The sequence below is a fragment of the Kitasatospora sp. NPDC048407 genome, assembly GCF_043200475.1.
In the GTDB taxonomy this organism is placed as follows: domain Bacteria; phylum Actinomycetota; class Actinomycetes; order Streptomycetales; family Streptomycetaceae; genus Kitasatospora.
The window spans coordinates 65,507-84,221 of the sequence record NZ_JBICXW010000004.1 but is presented as its reverse complement, the minus strand read 5'-3'; the positions used below and the strand labels follow the sequence as shown (position 1 = coordinate 84,221).

Genomic DNA, 18,715 nt, shown 5'->3' with positions numbered 1-18,715 from the left:
GATTTCCTGCAACCAGCCGCAGCCATCCACCCCGGAGCCCGTTCGGGAAGCGATCCGGACTTGTACACCTTGGCGAAGTCCGCTGACTGGCCGTCATCCGCCACGATATGTGGCCAGCGTCACGAGCGCATCTCAACTGTCGAGCCCGGGAACTCTACGTCGCGCGTCGCTTTCTGCTGAGCGGTCGGTTACTCCGAGTGGCGGAATTTCGCCTTTGAGGAGCCCTGCTGTCCACTTTGGATAACTAGCCTGGTCCAGTTCGGCCAGCGGCCAGTGGAGGTCATTTCTGCCGAACCGTACAGATCATCCGCCAGAGGTGTCCGATTCGGCATCTTCGCCGAGTCGGGCGCACTCATACGGATCGTCCAACCAGCCTTCGGGCAGGACCACCCGGTTGTTGCCGCTGGTTCGGCCGCGCGGACCGTCGGCGCCGATCGGCCAGCTCTGTTCCTGGTCGACCAGCGCGAGGGTTTCGGCGAGTTCGGTGAGCGAGCTGGAATTGGCGAGCTTTACCCGCAGCTCGGAGCCGACCGAGAAACCCTTGGTGTACCAGGCGACGTGCTTGCGGAAGTCAATGACGCCGCGGGCCTCGTCCCCGAGCCACTCCCCCAGCAGTTGGGCGTGCCGGACCATGGCCCGGGCCACGTAGGCGAAGGTGGGGCGGGCGTAGTCGACGTCGCCCTCGAAGATCGACACCAGGTCCTTGAACAGCCACGGCCGGCCGAGGCAGCCACGGCCGACCACCACGCCGTCACAGCCGGTCTCGCGCATCATCCGGACCGCGTCGTCCGCGGACCAGATGTCGCCGTTGCCGAGCACCGGGATCTCGGTCGGGACGGACTCACGCAGCCGGGCGATGGCCGACCAGTCGGCGGTGCCGCCGTAGTGCTGGGCGGCGGTACGACCGTGCAGGGCGATCGCGGCCACGCCCTCCTCGGCGCCGATCCGGCCGGCGTCGAGATAGGTGAGGTGGTCGTCGTTGATGCCCTTGCGCATCTTCATGGTGACCGGGAGGTCGCCCGCGTTCCCGACCGCCTGCCGCAGGATGTCTCGCAGCAAGTTGCGCTTGTACGGCAGCGCGGAGCCGCCGCCCTTGCGGGTCACCTTGGGGACGGGGCAGCCGAAGTTGAGGTCGATGTGATCGGCAAGGCCCTCCTCGGAGATCATCCGCGCCGCCTTGCCGACGGTCTCCGGGTCCACGCCGTACAGCTGGATCGAGCGAGGCTTCTCACTTGCGTCGAACTTGATCAACTGCATGGTCTTGGCATTGCGCTCGACCAAGGCCCGGGTCGTGATCATCTCGGAGACGTACAGGCCGCGGCCGCCGCTCTGCTCCCTGCACAGGGTGCGGAACGGGGCATTGGTGATACCGGCCATCGGGGCCAGCACCACCGGCGGCCACACCTGCATCGGCCCGATGTTCAGCGGGGCGAACTCGGGCGCTTCGGGCGCTGCCGGGGTTGCCTGGGCGAAGTCGGGCGTGATGGTCATGCGCGGCAGATCCTCAAACGGGTAGGGCCCCAACGGCGGGAGTTCCGGATTCTCTATTCTCCCCCACCGACCGGGCAGGCCGCCCCGCGCTGCGGGACAGCCCCGGTCGGACGCTGGTCGGGCGCTGGTCGGGCGCCGGGCGGTCGCGCGCTGGCGGTCGCGCCAGCGGTCGCGCGCTGGCGGTCGGGAGCGACTGCGGCGCGGGCCGGCCGGATGCGCGGCGGCGCGGCGCTCGGTCAGTGGTGGCTGCCGGTCCGATTGATGTTGACGTCGCCGGAGGCAGTGAGGATGTCCAGCACCCGCGAGGAGGCTGAGTTCTGCAGGGACGGATCCATCACCAGGCCGGCGGCTGCGGCGCTGAGGTCGATCCGGTACTGACTGCCGTCGTCGGGGACTTTCAGCACGAAATTGCCGGAGGCCAATCGGGCCGTCACCAAGGTCGGCGGCCGGTCGTACTGAAGGGTGATCTGGCCCGAGGAGGAGACCACTCTGGCCTCCGCGGACGTCAGCCCGGTGCCGACGATCTGACCGGAGCCGGCCTTGGCCCAGATGGCGCCGCTGACCCGGCTCAGCTCGATCTGCCCGGAACCGGTCTCCGCCGAGGTGGCCCCGGACATGCCGAGGATCTCCGTCCAGCCGGAACCGCTGCGGGACTTGATCGCGGTCGCTGCCGGGACCTGTATCTCCAGGGCGACGGCGCAGCCGAACAGCATGCTCGCTTCTGGGCAGTCGACGGATATCGACAGTGTGTCCGCTTCGACCTGCTTGCTCACAACGGGCATGCGCACGGCCCAGCCAACGCGTTCGGTGACGATCACCCGATCGGTGCCACCGGCCCGCACGGTGACCATGGCCGGACCGGAGTTGATGTCGAGCCGGTCGATCGCCTCGAAGAACGTCTTCTCACGGACACTGTCGCGCTGGACCAGGGAAGCGCCGGTGGTTGCCGCTCCGCCCACCATGGCGCAGGCGAGTGCCAGCACTCCGATGACCCGCCAGATGCGCCGCTCTCCCGTGCGCAGCTCGCCGGCCGGGACGTCCGGGCCGGGTTTCGGCAGCCATCGGGCGAACCGGCCCTTGCCGGCGGGCCGCAGCTCCGGCTCCGCCCCTGTGGTCGATCGTCGTGTCATTGGCTGACCTCCAGGAAGCGAAGTACCGCGAGTACGCGCCGGTGGGTGTCCTCGGCGGGTGGAAGGTCGAGCTTGGTGAGGATCGAGTTGATGTGCTTGGAGACCGCGCTGTCGCTGACCACCAGGGATTCGGCGATCGCGGTGTTGGAGCGTCCTTCGGCCATCAGCGCCAGCACGTCCCGCTCGCGGGGCGTCAAGCGGTGCAGCGGATCCTTGTCACGGCGCAGCAGCAGTTGCGCGACCACTTCGGGGTCCAGGGCGGTGCCGCCCTCGGCGACTCGCTGGAGCGCCTCCACGAATTCGTCGACGTTGGCGACCCGCTGCTTGAGCAGGTAGCCGACACCGCTGGTGTTCTTGGCCAACAGATCGGCTGCGTAGCGCTCCTCGACGAACTGGGAGAGCAGCACGACCGCGGTGCCCGGCCACTGCTGGCGGATCATCAGGGCGGCGCGGACTCCCTCGTCGGTGAAGCCGGGGGGCATCCGGACGTCCGCGACGACGATCTGGGGACGGTGCTCCTCCACGGCGGCGAGCAGCGCCTCGGCGTCCTCCACGGCGGCGGCCACCTCGTAGCCTTCGCTCTCCAGGACCTTGACAATGCCGATCCGCAGCAGGACGGAGTCCTCGGCGATCACAGCTCGCATGGCAGCTCCATGGTGATAGTGGTGGGGCCCCCGCGGGGGCTGGTGATGGCAAGTGATCCGTCCACGGACGCGGCCCGTTTGCGCAGGCCGGTGAGCCCGCTGCCGCGGGTGGCGTCCGCTCCGCCGATGCCGTCGTCGGTGATGGTGATGAGTAGCCGGTCGGAGACCCGACGCAGGGCGAGATCGACCCGGGATGCCTTGGCGTGCTTGGCAGCGTTGGCCAGTGCCTCGGAGACCGTGAAGTACGCGACCGCCTCCACGGTGGGGGCTATCCGGCCCGGCAGGTCGACCGCGAGGTGCACGGGGACGGGACTGCGCGCGGCGATGCCGGAGAGCGCCGCGTCGAGCCCGCGGTCCTCCAGTACGGCGGGGTGCAGGCCTCGGACCAGGTCGTGGAGTTCCTTGATGGCGGCCTGGGCCTCCTCGTGCGCGGTGACGATGACCTCCATCGCCTCGGGCGGAATGTTCCTCAGGGTGCGCCGGGCGAGGCCGAGGTTCATCGCGAGCGAGACCAGGCGCTGCTGTGCGCCGTCGTGCAAGTCCCGTTCGATCCGGCGGCGTTCGGCGTCGGCGGCGTCCACCACATCCACCCGGCTCTGGGTGAGGTGCTCGACGCGGCGCTCCAGCACCTCCGCGCGGTTGGGGCCGAGCAGGGCGCGGACCGTCCAGAGGTCGAGCGCGGCGAGCAGGGCGACCAGCCATGGGGTGAGGAACAGCAGGAGCAGGCCGCCGAGGGTGGCCACCGTGCCGTCTACCGTCCAACCGAAGCCGGAACGAAGGGGGTTGTCCATCGGAAGCAGCCAGACCCAGCCGAAGAAGGTGAACAACACCAGGGCGGTGCCCCAGAGACTGAGGACCAGGGCGGCGCAGAAGGTCTGGATCGGGGCGATGACGAGGTGGTACACAGCCTGACGCCACGTCAACCCGGCGCGGAGACGGGGCAGCCAGGCTGCGTCCGACGCCAGTCGGCTCGGGATCTCCAGGCCGCGCAGGCTGCGGACCCGGCTGCGCTGGACAGTGGTCAGCAGGTCGAACAGGACCACCAGCAAGAGCAGCCAGACCATCAGCGACTTGCCCGGAATGCTGAGCACGATGATGCAGGGCAAGCCGAGCGGGAGGCCGGCTGCCAGGAACAGCGAATCCCGTCGAGTGCCCGCGGACCACGGCGCATGCGCCAGCGCAGCACGGAGCGCTGCGCGGCGGGCCGCTGCGGGGCCGGCCGCCCGGACGGGGCGCGACTGGATCTTCGACTGGAACATGCGGCACAGCGTAGGGCCGCGCCGATCTCAGCTTCCATGGCCTGGGCCTCCGTCTTTGGGGTGTAGCTGGCTACACCCCAAAGACGGAGCCGCGCGCTACCGACAAGATCCTTGCCGCTGACGATTCTTGACGGCATGACGAATACGAACCTGATGCGTTGTGGCCGCAGCCCGCTCGTTGCCACCCCTGGCGCCGCCCTGGAGTTCCCGATGGCCGGGTCCGAACTCCTCGACGGCGTGGGCATGGTGGGCCTGCTCGCCTCGGTCGGCCCTTGGTCGGTGCGCCTGCGCGCCGGCCGCCGCCCGGCCATGGAGGTGTACGAGTACGGCGAGTTGCTCGATGTGGTGGTCGAGTCCTCGCTGGCTGATACCCGGTTGCGCGGTGCGCGGCGCGGCCGGGCCGGTGGGCCGGGAGAAGGGCCGGTCTCCTGCGCGTGGGGCCGGTGGCCACCAGGCACCGCACCCCGGCCGGTGCTGTTCCGCCCGGGCGGACTGCGCCGCCGCACAGTGCCGGCCGATGCGGTGCGGACGGCGGGCAGCTTCTGGTTCGCCTCGGTGGCCGGGGAGTTCCGCTGGGCGCAGGTGTGCTGGTCGTCGGGCTGCACGGAGCACCCGGAGTCGGGGAGGGCGGCATGAGTGTGCTCGCTTCGCCCCTCGTCCGGGTGGGCGGCGGGGTGCGTCCGGTCCGGTCCGGGCGGGTGGGCCTGCGGGTCGGGCCGGTGCCGGTGGGGTTGCTGTTCCTGGGCTGCGGGCTGGTCCTGCTGCCCTGGGCGGCGCTGCTGGCCACGCTGCCCGGCGGGACGACCTGGGCCGTGCTCGATGTGGTCGAGTCCGCTGCGCTGTCGGCAAGTGCCGTGCTGCTGCGGCAGGGCAGGAGTCCGCGCTGGACGGCCGGGCTGGCTGCCGTGCTGCTGGTCGTCGATGCCGGGTGCGACGTGGCGACAGCGGCGCGCGGGCCCGAGCTGGTGGTGGCCCTGCTGATGGCCCTCTGCGCGGAGCTTCCGCTCGCCGCCCTGTGCTGGTCGATAGTGCTCGGACGATCCGGCCCTGGTCCGGCCGGATCGCCGTCCGCGCGTCGGCGCCCGGTCAGCGGTCAGGCGGCGCCGGCCAGTTGGTGGAGCCGGTCCAGGGTCTCCCGGTCGTGGGGCACGTATCCGACCAGTCGGGTGCCGCTCCTGGGGCCCAGCCACATGTTCGTGTACTCGAAGCGCAGCAGGCCGACTTCGGGCAGCACGAACTGTTTGAACCCGTTGACCATCCCCGACACCTCGTGCCTTTCCCAAGCCTCCTCGAAGTCCGGAGAGGCCTTGCGCAGCCGGGCGACCAACGCCTTCCACCCGGGTTCCGCCGCATGGTCGGCCATCACGGTCCGGAAGCGCGCCACCACCCCTGCTCTGGCGGCCGCCAGGTCCGCCAGGTTCCTCGCGATTGGAGTGTCAGTGAAGATCATCCACATGACGTTGCGGTCCTCTTCGGGGATCGTGTCCAAGTCCCCGGCCAGCCAGGTGTATGCCCGGTTGTTCGCAAGGATGTCGAACCGGCTGCTGATCACCACGGCCGGAAACGGGTCGAGTTGGTCCACCATGGCCGCGATCGCCGGGGAGACGGTGGGGTACTCCTTCACCGGCGCCGGGTCCTCGGAACCGGCCAGCGTGAACAGGTGCGACCGCTCGTTGCGATCGAGCAGCAGGGCCCGGGCCACCGCGTCCAGGACTTGGGCCGAGACCTGTATGTCCCGTCCCTGTTCCAACCACGTGTACCAGGTGATTCCGACCGCGGCGAGGCCGGCGACCTCCTCGCGGCGCAGCCCTGGGGTACGGCGGCGTCCGACGGCAGGCAGGCCGACCTGTTCGGGCGAGATGCGCTCCCGGCGGCTGCGCAAGAACGTGGCCAGTTCGCGCCGCCGATCGTCGGCGGGGGTGTGAAGGTCCGTGGAGGTAGCCATAGCACCAGGGTGTACCACCGCAGATCCTGTTGCCAGGTACTCCTTATACCTGGATAAAGACCGCCTGGTACCAGGCTGAGAGGAGCCTCATCGTAGTACCCGTGACTCAGCAGACAGTGCTACCGCAGATCTCGTCGCCGGTCCGGCCCGCGGCTCCCGAACTGGGTGCCGCCGGCCTGATCACCGTCCTTCTGGGCGCCTTCCTTCCGATGCTTGACTTCTTCATAGTGAATGTCGCGCTGCCGACCATCGACCACGATCTGGTCGCCGGGCCCGCCGTCCTGGAACTCGTGGCGGCGGGCTACGGCATCGCCTTCGCCGTCCTGCTCGTCCTGGGCGGGCGGCTGGGCGACGCCTTCGGCCGACGGCGGCTGTTCATCGCCGGAGCCGTCGCCTTCACCCTCACCTCACTCGCCTGCGGTGCCGCCCCCACCGCCTGGACCCTGGTCGCCGCCCGGGTCGCCCAGGGAGCCTCCGCCGCTCTGCTGCTCCCCCAGGTCCTCGCCACCATCACCGCCACCACCAGCGGTCAGCAGCGCGCCCGAGCCCTCGGCATCTACGGAGCCGTCGGCGGCATCTCGGTGGTGATCGGCCAGGTACTCGGTGGACTCCTGGTCTCGGCGGACCTCTTCGGCACCGGCTGGCGCGCCGTCTTCCTGCTGAACGTCCCCTTCGCGCTGCTCACCGCAGTCCTGGCAGCACGTCATGTCCCGGAGAGCCGGGCGGAGCGGGCCGCGGGCGTGGACCTGCCCGGCACCCTGCTGCTCACGGCGACACTGCTGGCCCTGTTCGTTCCCCTGATGGAGGGCCGGGCGGTCGACTGGCCGCTCTGGACCTGGGTGTCCCTGGCAGCATTTCCCGCCCTCGCGGCGGCATTCGTGGCGGTGGAACGACGGGCCGAGCGGGAAGGGCGAGTCCCCCTCGTCCCGCTCTCGCTCCTGCGGATTCCCGAGATGCGGCGCGGCCTCGGCGTGGCGGTGCCCTACTTCACCGGATTCGGCGGATTCATGTTCGTGATCGCCCTGCTGCTGCAGAACGGGCTGCACCAGGGTCCGGTCGCCGCAGGTTGGGCCCTGGTGCCGATGGCAGTCGGTTACTTCGGCGCCTCACTGGCCGGGCCGCGGCTGGTCGGCCTCTTCGGCAGCCGGGTCATCACGGCCGGCGCAGTGGTCCAGGGAGCCGGCCTGATCACTTTGATCGCCACCGCACTGGGCGACTGGTCGCACTTCTCCCTGCTCCGGATGCTTCCCGGCGTCGCGCTCGCCGGCATCGGACAGGGGCTGGTGGGCATGCCCCTGTTCCGGGTGGTGCTCTCCCGGGTTCCCGCCGAACGCGCGGGGGTCGGCAGCGGCGTGCTGGCGACCACCCAACAGTCCAGCCTGGCCCTGGGAGTGGCCACGCTCGGCACCCTCTTCATCGGGCTCGTCCCCACCCTGGGAATGGCGAACGCGCTGGCTCTGGTGCTCGGCATCCAGGCGCTCGGTTCCCTGATCATCTGCTGGTTGAGCATCCGGCTGCCGCGCTCGGTCGGATGACGGCCACATCCCGCCAACCAGGCCCGGAGCAAACACAGCTCCGCAACGGAGGAGGCCGCGGCCTGCGGAAAATGACGGGCCCGGCCTCCAGGGACACTGACAGGATGGCGTCATGACGAATCCGACCATCCTTCCGAGCGACACCCGCTCCCGCGAGCAGCTGGTGGCCGCAATCACGTCCGGGAGCAGCCCCAAGTACCTGCACTTCTGGGGTCACCGGCCCGAACGGGACGGGCGGATCGGGTCCGGCTCGCTCAGCCAGTGGTGGCCGTCGCCGTTCACCGTCGACGGGGTCGAGTACGCCACCGCCGAGCACTGGATGATGGCCGGCAAGGCGCGACTGTTCGGCGACGAGGAGATCGTCCCGCGCATCCTCCGGGCCCGAACGCCCGCCGAGGCAAAGAAGTTGGGCCGCCTGGTCAAAGACTTCGACCAGGACACCTGGGTGGCGCACCGCTCCGAACTGGTAGTGGCGGGCAACGTCGCCAAGTTCGGGCAGGACGAACGGCTTCGCGACTATTTGCTCCGCACCGGGAAGCGGGTCCTGGTGGAGGCCAGCCCGCTCGACCGGGTCTGGGGCATCGGCCTGGCAGCCGACAACGAATTGGCGAACTCGCCGACGCAGTGGCGCGGGCTGAACCTGCTCGGCTTCGCGCTGATGGAAGCGCGGGCCCAACTGGCAGATTGACGCTCCATCAGCCCGCATCCACCGGGAACGAACACCCCGTACCCTCACAAGTAGGGCGAGTCGGATGGGAATTGGCCCGCGCTCGAAAAACCCGTCGATCTCCCGCCGCGTCGCCACTCGCATTTCCGTCTCGAAAACGTTATGACTTACTCCCGTAACGTGGCCGCCGTATGGCAGCACCAGGATGGCCACCAGTCGTAGTGTCGGGGGCCAATCGGGGGACCCCGTGGAGAAACCAGGGCGGGGCGCGATGACCGTACGCGATCGGGGGCCGGAGTCGGCCGATGTCCAAACACTCAGAGCGGAGTTGGACGAACTGCTCCGGGCCCGGCAGTTCGCCGCACAACGCGAGCGCCGACTCAGCGAAGAACTTCGGGCCGACCACGCCCCAGGATCCGGCCGCCCGACCCGACAGCCCGACCCCGAACTGCTCCGGCAACTCGCCCAGGCCCAGAACCTGCGCGAAGGCCTCGGCGCACGCTGCCTCGAACTGAGCGACCGACTGCTGGCCGCCGAGGACCGCCTGCTGCCCAGTCGCTCGGCCGCTGAGCCGCCCCGCCACCAGGGCCACGCCCCGGCGGGCTTCGCAGGGACAGCCCGCACGGAACCCCCGGTCGGCTGGGACGCCGCCCCGATCCCCCCGCAGCGGCCGCGTTCGCCCACGTCCGGCTTCGACGCGAGCCAGCACGGAACGCCCATCGGACACGGCACTCCCCCGGGCCGCAGCACGCCCGCAGGACGACCGGGCCCGGCGCCCACCGATTCGACCGCCGGCCCCTTGCCGATCCGCACCCGCTCCGGCGCCGGCCGTCCCGAAACCGCACCGGGACAGGCCTCCTGGGCCAGGACAGGCATACCGGGCCAGGCCGCCGACGGCCCCCGGCCCACCAGTGCAGGGCGCCCCGGCCCAGGGCTCCCCCACGCGGAACGCCCCAGCACAGAACGCCCTGGTCCGCACCAGGGCACAACCAGCGCCTGGAACACCCGGCCCGGCACTGCCGCACCGGGCACCGCCCCAGCCGACAGGCCATCAGCCCCGACCGCACAGGCCCAGCAGGCCCGGCAAGCCCCGCAGGTCGGCGGCCCCAACGGCGAGCGCTTCCGCTCGGCCGCTTCGGGGCGCGGCCCCGCCACGCCGCACCGGGGCGGGGCCCACGGTGTCGAGGACGCCACGCAGGCGCCCGGCCAGATGCGGGCGCGGACGACGGTGGAGCTGGTGGCCCTGGTGCAGCGCATCAGCGGGCTGCACCAGCAGGGCGCGACACACGAGTCGGCGGCCATCGTGCGCCAGGTGGCCGTGATGATCACACCGGAGGACGTGGCCCGGCTGGCCGCGATGCTGCAGCAGAACGGTCCGGCGGGCTCCTCCACCTACCTGGCCCGCTCGGCCTCCACCGGGGCACCGGAGCACGCGGCGGCCACCCTCGCGGTGCTGCGCCGCGACGGGATGATCAACGAGGCGGCCGACCTCTTCCACACCCTGTGGTCGGCGAGTTCGGCGGCCCTGCCGGCGCTGCTGGCCGCCCTGGAGCAGTCCGGCCAGTCGGCCGACGGCCAGACCCTGCTGTGGGAACGCGCCTCCGCGCCGGCCGAGGAACTCGCCGAGCTGGCGCAGCACTTGAAGGCCGCCGGACGGACCGCCGACGTACGCCACCTGCTGCGGCAGGCCGCCGGGCGGCCGATCAACGAAGTCGCCGCGATCGTGGGCGCGTTGAGCGAGGAGACCGCCGCGGAGCTGATCGGCGAACTGGCACGGATCCGGTCCGCGAGCGACATCAGCCGGTTCGGTGCCGCGATCCAGGGGTCGAGCGAGCTGTACGACACCCTGCTGTTCGCCGCCGACGACCTGGAGGAGAGCCGGGCCCGCAGCGTGTTCACGGCGCTGCGCACCGGCGGACTGCCGACCGAGCTGACACCACGCCCCCGGTCCCGGTCCCGCCAGCGCCGCTGACTCCCCTGCGGGCCGGCCGCGCGCAGGGGAACACCGAACCCGAACGCCGCCAGCAGAACCACCGCCCGCCGCAAAACCGCGGCTCCCGGCCTGCGAACTCGAATTCGCGGGCCGGGAGCCGGGGTTGATGCTCAGCCGGTGAGACTCAGCCAGTGGTGCTTCACCGGGTGTTGCGGCGTCAGCAGCCGATCAGGCGGGCGCCCAGGTAGGACTTCACCTGGTCGAGCGACACTCGCTCCTGCGCCATGGTGTCACGCTCGCGGACGGTCACCGCGTTGTCCTCGAGGGTGTCGAAGTCGACGGTGACGCAGAACGGCGTGCCGATCTCGTCCTGGCGGCGGTAGCGCTTGCCGATCGCACCGGCGTCGTCGAACTCGACGTTCCAGGCGGAGCGCAGGTCGGCGGCCAGGCCGCGGGCCTTCGGGGAGAGGTCGGCGTTGCGGGACAGCGGGAGCACCGCGACCTTGACCGGGGCCAGGCGCGGGTCGAGCCGCATGCCGACGCGCTTCTCCATGACGCCCTTGGCGTTCGGCGCCTCGTCCTCGAAGTAGGCGTCGATCAGGAAGGCCAGCATGGCGCGGTTGAGGCCGGCGGCAGGCTCGATGACGTACGGGTAGTACCGCTCGTTCGCGTCCTGGTCGAAGTACTTCAGGTCCTGGCCGGAGGCCTCGCTGTGCACCGTCAGGTCGTAGTCGGTGCGGTTGGCGACGCCCTCGAGCTCGGAGAACTCGCTGCCACCGAAGTTGAAGCGGTACTCGATGTCCACCGTGCGCTTGGCGTAGTGGGACAGCTTCTCCTTGGGGTGCTCGAAGAAGCGCATGTTCTCGGTGCGCAGGCCGAGGTCCACGTACCAGTTCCAGCGCTGCTCGAGCCAGTACTCGTGCCAGGTCTCGTCCTCGCCGGGCTTGACGAAGAACTCCATCTCCATCTGCTCGAACTCGCGGGTGCGGAAGATGAAGTTGCCGGGCGTGATCTCGTTGCGGAAGCTCTTGCCGACCTGGGCGATGCCGAACGGCGGCTTCTTGCGCGAAGTGGTCTGCACGGCGCGGAAGTTGGTGAAGATGCCCTGCGCGGTCTCCGGGCGGAGGTAGGCCAGGCCGGACGCGTCCTCGGTGACACCGAGGTGCGTCTTCAGCATGCCCGAGAACTCCTTGGGCTCCGTGAAGGCGCCCTTGTTGCCGCAGTTCGGGCAGTTGATGTCGGCGAGGCCGTTGGCCGGGAGCTTCTTGTGCTTGGCCTCGTAGGCCTCTTCCAGGTGGTCGGCGCGGAAGCGCTTGTGGCAGGAGAGGCACTCGGTCAGCGGGTCGTTGAAGGTCGCGACGTGGCCGGAGGCCTCCCAGACCTCGCGGGCGAGGATCACCGAGGAGTCGATACCGACGACGTCCTCCCGAGCGGTGACCATCGCACGCCACCACTGGCGCTTGATGTTCTCCTTCAGCTCGACTCCCAGCGGACCGTAGTCCCAGGCGGCGCGAGTACCGCCGTAGATCTCGCTGCAGGGGTAGACGAAGCCACGGCGCTTGCTCAGGCTGACGATCGTGTCGATCTTGTCGGCGGCCACAGTGCTCTCTTCAGTACGACGGCGCGGTCAGGGCACGGCTGGTTGCGCGCGCCCGAAGAAACTCAGAGTACCGGGGATGCAGGGGCGGGATTCAACTCGATAGTGGCAAGGACGGGCGGCCGGGCGGCCCTGCCGGAGTGAACGGCCGTACACGTCCCGGCGTGTTGGCGACCGGCCCGACGCCCGGCGCACGGCCGGCGGACAGCGGCGCGCGGGGCTGCTGACACCCGCTCGCGGGAGGTCGCCGGGGCCGCAGTGTGACCCCGATCCCCCCGAAAGCAAGTTGACAATCATTTCCACATAAGATGAGAATGGTTGTCATGAAGATTCGCCGCCTGTCGACCTCGATAGCCTTCGCCGCCACGGCCACGGTCGGCGCACTCCTGCTCTCCGCCTGCGGCGGCACCAGCAGCGCGGCCGGCAAGGACGGCGGAAAGCTGAACGTGGTGGCGTCCTTCTACCCGATGGAATTCCTGGCCCGGCAGATCGGCGGCGAGCACGTCAAGGTCACCGACCTGACCGCCGCCGGCGTCGAGCCGCACGACCTGGAGCTCACGGCCAAGCAGGTCGCGGCGGTGCAGCGGGCCGACACGGTGATCTACCTCAAGGGCCTGCAGCCGACCGTGGACAAGGCGGTGGCGCAGACCCACCCCAAGCACGTGGTGGACGCCACCGCCGCCTCCCCCCTGGTGGACCACCACCTGGACGAGGGCACCACCGAGCCCGACGGCCACGGCGCCGAGCACGACCACGAGCACACCGATGCCGCCGGCGACCCGCACATCTGGCTGGACCCGACCCGGTACGCGGCGGTCGCGAAGAGCGTCGGCGCCGAACTCGCCGAGGTCGACCCGGCGAACGCCGCCGAGTACCAGCGCAACACCGACACTCTGGTCGCCCAACTGGCCACCCTGGACCAGGAGTTCCGGGACGGTCTGCAGAACGTCAAGACCAAGACCTTCATCACCAGCCACGCCGCGTTCGGCTACCTCGCCGACCACTACGGCCTGAACCAGGTGGCGATCAACGGCGTCGACCCGGAGGCCGAGCCCACCCCGTCCCGGCTGGCCGCGATCCAGCGTGCCGCAAAGGACAACGGCGCGACCACCGTGTTCTTCGAGGCCCTGGTCAGTCCCAAGCTGGCCAACACCGTGGCCTCCGACCTCGGGCTGAAGACCGCCGTGCTCGACCCCCTGGAGGGGGTCAAGGATCAGGCCGAGAACGACTACTTCTCCGTCATGCGGCAGAACCTCGACAATCTGAAGGCCGCCCTCGGCGCGAGCTGATCAGCCCGCCCCGACCACCGGGCCCGACCACTCAGGCCCGACCACTCAGGCCGACCGGATCCACCCACCCGACCGGATCCACCCACCCGAACCACCCACCCGACCCGAACCAACCGGCACGAGCCGAGCGAGGAACACCATGAGTACTGTCATCTCCACGGCAGACTCCGACCGGCTGCGGCCGTCCTCCGGTGAGGACTCCGGGCCGGCGGTCGTCAGCCTCCGGGGCGCGGTCGCCACTGTCGGTGGACGGCCGGTGCTGCGCGGTGTCGATCTCACCGTCCGGCCGGGCGAGGTGGTGGCGCTGCTGGGCGCGAACGGGTCCGGCAAGTCCACCACCGTGAAGAGCGTCATCGGGTCGGTGCCGCTGGAGCAGGGCAGCCTGGAGCTGTTCGGGCGGCCGCTGCGCAAGTTCCGGGCCTGGCACCGGATCGGGTACGTGCCGCAGCGCACCACCGCGGCGGGCGGCGTGCCGGCCACGGTGCGCGAGGTGGTCTCCACCGGGCGGCTGCCGCAGCACGGGCTGCTGCCGTTCCGCCGCAAGGACCGCGCCGCGGTGGACCGGGCGCTGACCTCCGTCGGCATGCTGGACCGGGCCGGTGACGGGGTGACCAACCTGTCCGGCGGGCAGCACCAGCGGGTGCTGATCGCCCGCGCCCTGGTCGGCCTGCCCGACCTGCTGATCATGGACGAGCCAATGGCCGGCGTCGACGTGGACAGCCAGCAGGTGCTCGCCGACATCCTGCGCAGCGAGGTGGAGCGCGGCTGTGCGGTGCTCCTGGTGCTGCACGAACTCGGGCCGCTGGAGCCGCTGATCGACCGGGCCGTGGTGCTGCGCGACGGCTGCGTCGCGCACGACGGGCCGCCGCCCCGCGGCGTCGGCCAGCACGCCCTGCCCGGCCACGACCACGTCCACCCGCACGCCGACGACCACCACCACCGCACCACCCAGGGGCTGCTGGCATGATCGAGATGTTCCAACCCGACTTCATGCAGCGGGCGTTCCTCGCCGCCGTGCTGGTCGGCATCACCGCCCCCTCGGTCGGCATCTACCTGGTGCAGCGGCGCCAGGCGCTGATGGGCGACGGCATCGGACACGTCGCGCTGACCGGTGTCGGCCTCGGCTTCCTGTTCCAGGCCAACCCGATCTGGATGGCCGTGCTGGTCTGCGTCCTCGGCGCGATCGTGATGGAACTGGTCCGCGCGCGCGGCAACCAGCGCGGCGACATCGCGCTGGCGATGCTGTTCTACGGCGGCATGGCCGGCGGCAAGCTGCTGGTCTCGATGAGCAGCCAGGCCGGTTCCGGCAGCCTGGAGAGCTACCTGTGGGGCTCGATCCTCACCGTCTCCCCCGGCGACCTGGCGGTGATCGGCGGGCTGGCGGCGGTCGTCGTCGCGGTCACCGCCGGTCTGCGCCGTCAGCTGTTCGCGGTCTGCCAGGACGAGGAGTTCGCCCGGGTCACCGGCCTGCCGGTGCGGGTGCTCAACCTGCTGCTGGCAGTGATGGCCGCGGTCACCGTGACGGTCGCCATGCGGGTGGTCGGCCTGCTGCTGGTCAGCGCGCTGATGGTGGTCCCGGTCGCGGCGGCCCAGCAGCTGACCCGCTCCTTCGCGGCCACCCAGGCCGCCGCGGTGAGCGTCGGCGTGGTGACGGCCCTGCTCGGCGTCGGCACCTCGTACCAGGCCGACCTGCCGTCCGGCCCCACCATCGTGATCCTGGCGATCCTGGCCTTCGCCCTGTTCAGCGCGATCGCCGCGCCGTTGGCCAAGCGCCGCCACCGGGCCGCCACCGAACACGGCCCGGCGGTCTGCGACGTCGTCCTGCCCGGCCAAAACCCGAACGGCCAGGACCCGAACGCCCAGGGCCCGAACGGGGACGACGCGGCGGAAGCCCCGCGGCCGAAGGCCCCGCTGTCGGGGGAGACGCTGTCAAGTCGGGGGCTGGCACAATGATGTGCGAAACCCAGCCGATCAGCAGGAGGACCCCGGTGACCACCGCAGGCCCGTCGCCGCGCGCGCGATCGACTCGGCAGCGCACCGCCGTCTCAGCGGTCCTGGACGAGGTCGAGGATTTCCGCAGCGCGCAGGAACTGCACGACATGCTCAAGCACCGGGGCGACTCGGTGGGTCTGACCACCGTCTACCGGACGCTCCAGTCCCTCGCCGAGGCCGGTGAGGTGGACGTGCTGCGCACCGCCGAGGGCGAGGCCGTCTACCGCCGGTGCAGCAGCGGGCACCACCACCACCTGGTGTGCCGGCACTGCGGGGCGACCGTCGAGGTCGAGGGTCCGGCGGTCGAGCGCTGGGCCAACTCGGTCGCCGCCGAGCACGGGTTCAGCGACATCGCGCACACCCTGGAGATCTTCGGCACCTGCGGCGAATGCGCCGCGAAGCAGCAACTCCCGTAACAGCAGCTCCCCCAGCAGCACTTCGGGCCACCCGGCCCGCCGCACGCACGAGGCCCGGATCGGAACCGTCCGATCCGGGCCTCGTGCGTCAGCGTCAACCTCGCGTCACCGCTGCGGCGGCACCTCGGCCCCGCCGGCGGGGTCGTTGGGGATGGCCCCGCCGAAGCGGCGGTCGCGGCGGGCGTACTGCTCGCAGGCGCGCCACAGGTCGCGGCGGTCGAAGTCGGGCCAGAGCACGTCCTGGAACACCAGCTCGGCGTATGCGGACTGCCAGGCCAGGAAGTTGGAGGTGCGCTGCTCGCCGCTGGGGCGCAGGAACAGGTCCACGTCCGGCATGTCGGGGTAGTACAGGTACTTCGCGAACAGCTTCTCGTTGACCTTCTCCGGGTTGAGCTTCCCGGCGGCCACGTCGCGGGCGATGGCGAGGGCGGCGTCGGCGATCTCGGCCCGGCCGCCGTAGTTGACGCAGAAGTACAGCGTCATGGCGTCGTTGTTCTTGGTCTGCTCCTGGGCGACCTGGAGTTCCTGGACGACGCTCTTCCACATCTTCGGCATCCGGCCGACCCAGCGGATCCGGATGCCCATGGCGTCCATCTCGTCGCGGCGGCGGCGGATCACGTCCCGGTTGAAGTTCATCAGGAACTTCACCTCGTCCGGGGAGCGCTTCCAGTTCTCGGTGGAGAAGGCGTACAGCGAGAGGTTCTTGACGCCGATCTCCAGGCAGCCGCGCAGCACGTCGAGGACGACGCCCTCGCCGACCTTGTGGCCCTCGGTGCGGGGCAGGCCGCGCTCCTTGGCCCAGCGTCCGTTGCCGTCCATGACGCAGGCAACGTGGTTGGGGACCAGCTCGGCCGGGATCTTCGGCGGCTTGGCGCCGCTGGGGTGCGGGGCCGGGACTTCGTACGTCCGCTGCTTGCTGCCGAACAGGCGTCGCGCGACCATGTTCACTTCTCCACGTATCTCATCGAGCGGATGCCCCGCTCCAGGTGCCACTGCAGGTAGGCGGCCACCAGCCCGCTGCCCTCGCGCCAGTACCGCGGCTCGCAGGCGTCGGCGGTCTGCCAGTCCCCGGACAGCAGCGCGCCGAGCAGTACCAGTGTCTCAGGGGAGGGTACGGCACTTCCGGGTACCCGGCAGTCGCCGCACAACACTCCGCCGGCCTGGAGGGAGAAGAACCGGTTGGGGCCGGGGAGTCCGCAGCGGGCGCAGTCGGTGAAGCTCGCCCCGTAGCCGTTGACGGCGAGCGAGCGCAGCAGGAAGGCGTCCAGCACCAGGTGCGACTGGTGGGTGCCGCCGGCCAGTGTGCGCAGGCCGCCGACCAGCAGCAGGTACTGCTGGACGGCGGGTTGGCCCTCGTTCTCGGCGAAGCGTTCGGCGGTCTCCAGCATCGCGGTGCCGGCGGTGTAGCGGGTGTAGTCGTCGACGATCCGGGCGCCGTAGGGGGCGAGCGTCTCCACCTGGGTGCACAGCGGCAGGGTGCGGCCGACCAGGTCGCTGCCGCGGCTGAAGAACTGGATGTCGACGTGCGAGAACGGCTCGAGACGCGCGCCGAACTTCGACTTGGTCCGGCGTACGCCGCGCGCCACCGCCCGGACCTTGCCGTGCTGGCGGGTCAGGAAGGTGATGATCCGATCGGCCTCGCCGAGCTTCTGGGTGCGCAGCACGATGCCGTCGTCGCGGAAGAGACTCATGGTGGTTCCCATTGTCCCGTACCCCACCGACAGCCCGGCGGCGGCGAACAGCGGCGAACGACGGCGAACGACGGCGGACGACGGCAGCGGGCGGCGGCGCGCAGCCGTGAACCCGCACCGGGGCGGTGGGGCTTTCACCCGTGCGGTGCGGGACACGGCGGGCCCGGGAGGGGGAGTTCGGGCCCGGCTCGGGAAGAACGGCGAAAAACGTCAGTGCGGGGCGCGGGTGGCGGCCTCCAGCAGCCGGTCGACCTGCGCGGTGGTGAGGTCGAGGCAGTGGCCCACCACACCGAGCGCGGCCCGCTCCTGCGGGAGGTAGCGGCCGTCGGCGAGGGCGACCATCGCGCCGAGGGTGACCAGGCGTTCGCGGCCCTGGACGAGCAGGTGCGGGGCGAGCGGTTCGAGTGCGGCGTGCAGTTCGACGGCCAGTCCGCCGCCTTCGACGTCCACGTCGAGGGGTTCACCGCCGCTGTGTCCGGAGAGCGCGGCGAGCGCGGCCAGTACCTGGGCCTCGCCGCAGTCCTCGAAGCCGGCTTCCTTGATGACGGTGCAGGCGGCTTCGCGTCCGCTGCGGCTGCCGGTGCCGCCGGCGGCGAGCGCGGCCAGGGCGATGGTGTACTGGGCGTCGCGGAGCATCGCGCCGAGCCGGACCGAGGTCAACTCCTCCAGCGTGTCGGTGCTGTGGCGGCCGCGGCAGGAGGTGCACTGGACGCTGCGGACCACGCCGCCGAGCGGCAGGACCGGGGTGCCGAACAACCGCAGCCACCGCCGACCGTGCTGCCGACGGTAGTTGCGGTCCCCACCGCAGCCCGGGCAGAAGAATTCACCGAGAACGTCCGTCCGCCAACGAGGGCGGACACCCCACAACCCTGTCACGGCGCCACTCCCCAGACATGGCAGGCGGCCTGCACATCAATGGGCAGGTCACGCGACCGGACGCCACGGCCGTCCCACCGACCCCGGTTCCGGTCCGTCGATGTTGCCACGGTTACCGGCTCGTGTCAGCACCCTGAACGGGTGCCGAGGGGAAAATTTGTGACCGGGGACACACGCCAAAGGCATGGCCCCGCACGTTACTTGACGGTACGTCGGGCACCGGCCGAACGCCACATCGAGCACCGGCCGA

Annotated in this window: 17 protein-coding genes; 8 read left to right on the top strand and 9 right to left on the bottom strand. The window is 70.7% G+C overall.

The genetic code is table 11. The annotated features are described in order from the left end of the window. Positions 1–303: 303 nt before the first annotated feature. The 4 genes from dusB to ACGFWJ_RS10470 form a co-directional block, all read right to left on the bottom strand. The gene (dusB, locus tag ACGFWJ_RS10485; RefSeq protein ID WP_387643841.1) at positions 304–1,410 is read right to left on the bottom strand and encodes a tRNA dihydrouridine synthase DusB; all 1,107 of its coding nucleotides are present in this window, start codon (positions 1,408–1,410) and stop codon (positions 304–306) included. Positions 1,411–1,727: 317 nt separating this feature from the next. Next, entirely contained in the window at positions 1,728–2,621 is an 894-nt protein-coding gene (locus ACGFWJ_RS10480) for a hypothetical protein (protein WP_392947382.1), read from the bottom strand. After that, entirely contained in the window at positions 2,618–3,265 is a 648-nt protein-coding gene (locus ACGFWJ_RS10475) for a response regulator (protein WP_387643169.1), read from the bottom strand. Before ACGFWJ_RS10475 ends, ACGFWJ_RS10480 begins: the two co-directional genes overlap by 4 nt. Then, the gene (locus ACGFWJ_RS10470) at positions 3,253–4,524 is read right to left on the bottom strand and encodes a histidine kinase (protein ID WP_392947379.1); all 1,272 of its coding nucleotides are present in this window, start codon (positions 4,522–4,524) and stop codon (positions 3,253–3,255) included. The genes ACGFWJ_RS10475 and ACGFWJ_RS10470 overlap by 13 nt, the downstream gene beginning before the upstream one ends. Positions 4,525–4,659: 135 nt before the next feature. Between ACGFWJ_RS10470 and ACGFWJ_RS10465 the strand changes: the two genes are divergently transcribed. After that, complete coding sequence (locus ACGFWJ_RS10465) at positions 4,660–5,160, top strand: hypothetical protein (protein ID WP_387861477.1); 501 nt, start codon at positions 4,660–4,662, stop codon at positions 5,158–5,160. Between the two features lie 457 nt (positions 5,161–5,617). On the opposite strand, the gene ACGFWJ_RS10460 is transcribed toward ACGFWJ_RS10465, so the two are convergent. Then, positions 5,618–6,469: a helix-turn-helix transcriptional regulator gene (locus ACGFWJ_RS10460; protein WP_392947376.1), complete on the bottom strand. Its 852-nt coding sequence runs from the start codon at positions 6,467–6,469 to the stop codon at positions 5,618–5,620. A gap of 101 nt (positions 6,470–6,570) precedes the next feature. Between ACGFWJ_RS10460 and ACGFWJ_RS10455 the strand changes: the two genes are divergently transcribed. The 3 genes from ACGFWJ_RS10455 to ACGFWJ_RS10445 all read left to right on the top strand — a co-directional run bounded on the left by ACGFWJ_RS10455 (position 6,571) and on the right by ACGFWJ_RS10445 (position 10,643). After that, complete coding sequence (locus ACGFWJ_RS10455) at positions 6,571–8,004, top strand: MFS transporter (protein ID WP_392947374.1); 1,434 nt, start codon at positions 6,571–6,573, stop codon at positions 8,002–8,004. Positions 8,005–8,116: 112 nt separating this feature from the next. Then, the gene (locus tag ACGFWJ_RS10450; protein WP_392947371.1) at positions 8,117–8,692 is read left to right on the top strand and encodes an NADAR family protein; all 576 of its coding nucleotides are present in this window, start codon (positions 8,117–8,119) and stop codon (positions 8,690–8,692) included. A gap of 1,189 nt (positions 8,693–9,881) precedes the next feature. Further along, positions 9,882–10,643, top strand: coding sequence for a hypothetical protein (locus tag ACGFWJ_RS10445; RefSeq protein ID WP_392947369.1), 762 nt, complete (start codon positions 9,882–9,884; stop codon positions 10,641–10,643). Between the two features lie 178 nt (positions 10,644–10,821). On the opposite strand, the gene ACGFWJ_RS10440 is transcribed toward ACGFWJ_RS10445, so the two are convergent. Next, positions 10,822–12,204, bottom strand: coding sequence for a glycine--tRNA ligase (locus ACGFWJ_RS10440; protein ID WP_380483249.1), 1,383 nt, complete (start codon positions 12,202–12,204; stop codon positions 10,822–10,824). Between the two features lie 320 nt (positions 12,205–12,524). Between ACGFWJ_RS10440 and ACGFWJ_RS10435 the strand changes: the two genes are divergently transcribed. The 4 genes from ACGFWJ_RS10435 to ACGFWJ_RS10420 all read left to right on the top strand — a co-directional run bounded on the left by ACGFWJ_RS10435 (position 12,525) and on the right by ACGFWJ_RS10420 (position 15,898). Further along, entirely contained in the window at positions 12,525–13,490 is a 966-nt protein-coding gene (locus ACGFWJ_RS10435) for a metal ABC transporter substrate-binding protein (protein ID WP_392947366.1), read from the top strand. Positions 13,491–13,629: 139 nt separating this feature from the next. Then, complete coding sequence (locus ACGFWJ_RS10430) at positions 13,630–14,457, top strand: metal ABC transporter ATP-binding protein (RefSeq protein ID WP_387643161.1); 828 nt, start codon at positions 13,630–13,632, stop codon at positions 14,455–14,457. After that, complete coding sequence (locus tag ACGFWJ_RS10425; RefSeq protein ID WP_392947363.1) at positions 14,454–15,443, top strand: metal ABC transporter permease; 990 nt, start codon at positions 14,454–14,456, stop codon at positions 15,441–15,443. Before ACGFWJ_RS10430 ends, ACGFWJ_RS10425 begins: the two co-directional genes overlap by 4 nt. Positions 15,444–15,478: 35 nt before the next feature. Further along, complete coding sequence (locus tag ACGFWJ_RS10420; RefSeq protein ID WP_387643160.1) at positions 15,479–15,898, top strand: Fur family transcriptional regulator; 420 nt, start codon at positions 15,479–15,481, stop codon at positions 15,896–15,898. Between the two features lie 105 nt (positions 15,899–16,003). Here ACGFWJ_RS10420 and ACGFWJ_RS10415 read toward each other — a convergent pair whose 3' ends face one another. From ACGFWJ_RS10415 to ACGFWJ_RS10405, 3 genes are all read right to left on the bottom strand, one after another. Beyond that, a complete protein-coding gene (locus tag ACGFWJ_RS10415; RefSeq protein ID WP_387643159.1) occupies positions 16,004–16,840 on the bottom strand; it encodes an isoprenyl transferase in 837 nt (278 codons plus the stop codon). A gap of 2 nt (positions 16,841–16,842) precedes the next feature. Continuing rightward, positions 16,843–17,589: a DNA repair protein RecO gene (gene recO / locus ACGFWJ_RS10410; protein ID WP_387643158.1), complete on the bottom strand. Its 747-nt coding sequence runs from the start codon at positions 17,587–17,589 to the stop codon at positions 16,843–16,845. Between the two features lie 210 nt (positions 17,590–17,799). Then, positions 17,800–18,345, bottom strand: coding sequence for a TerB family tellurite resistance protein (locus ACGFWJ_RS10405; RefSeq protein ID WP_387643157.1), 546 nt, complete (start codon positions 18,343–18,345; stop codon positions 17,800–17,802). Between the last annotated feature and the right edge of the window lie 370 nt (positions 18,346–18,715).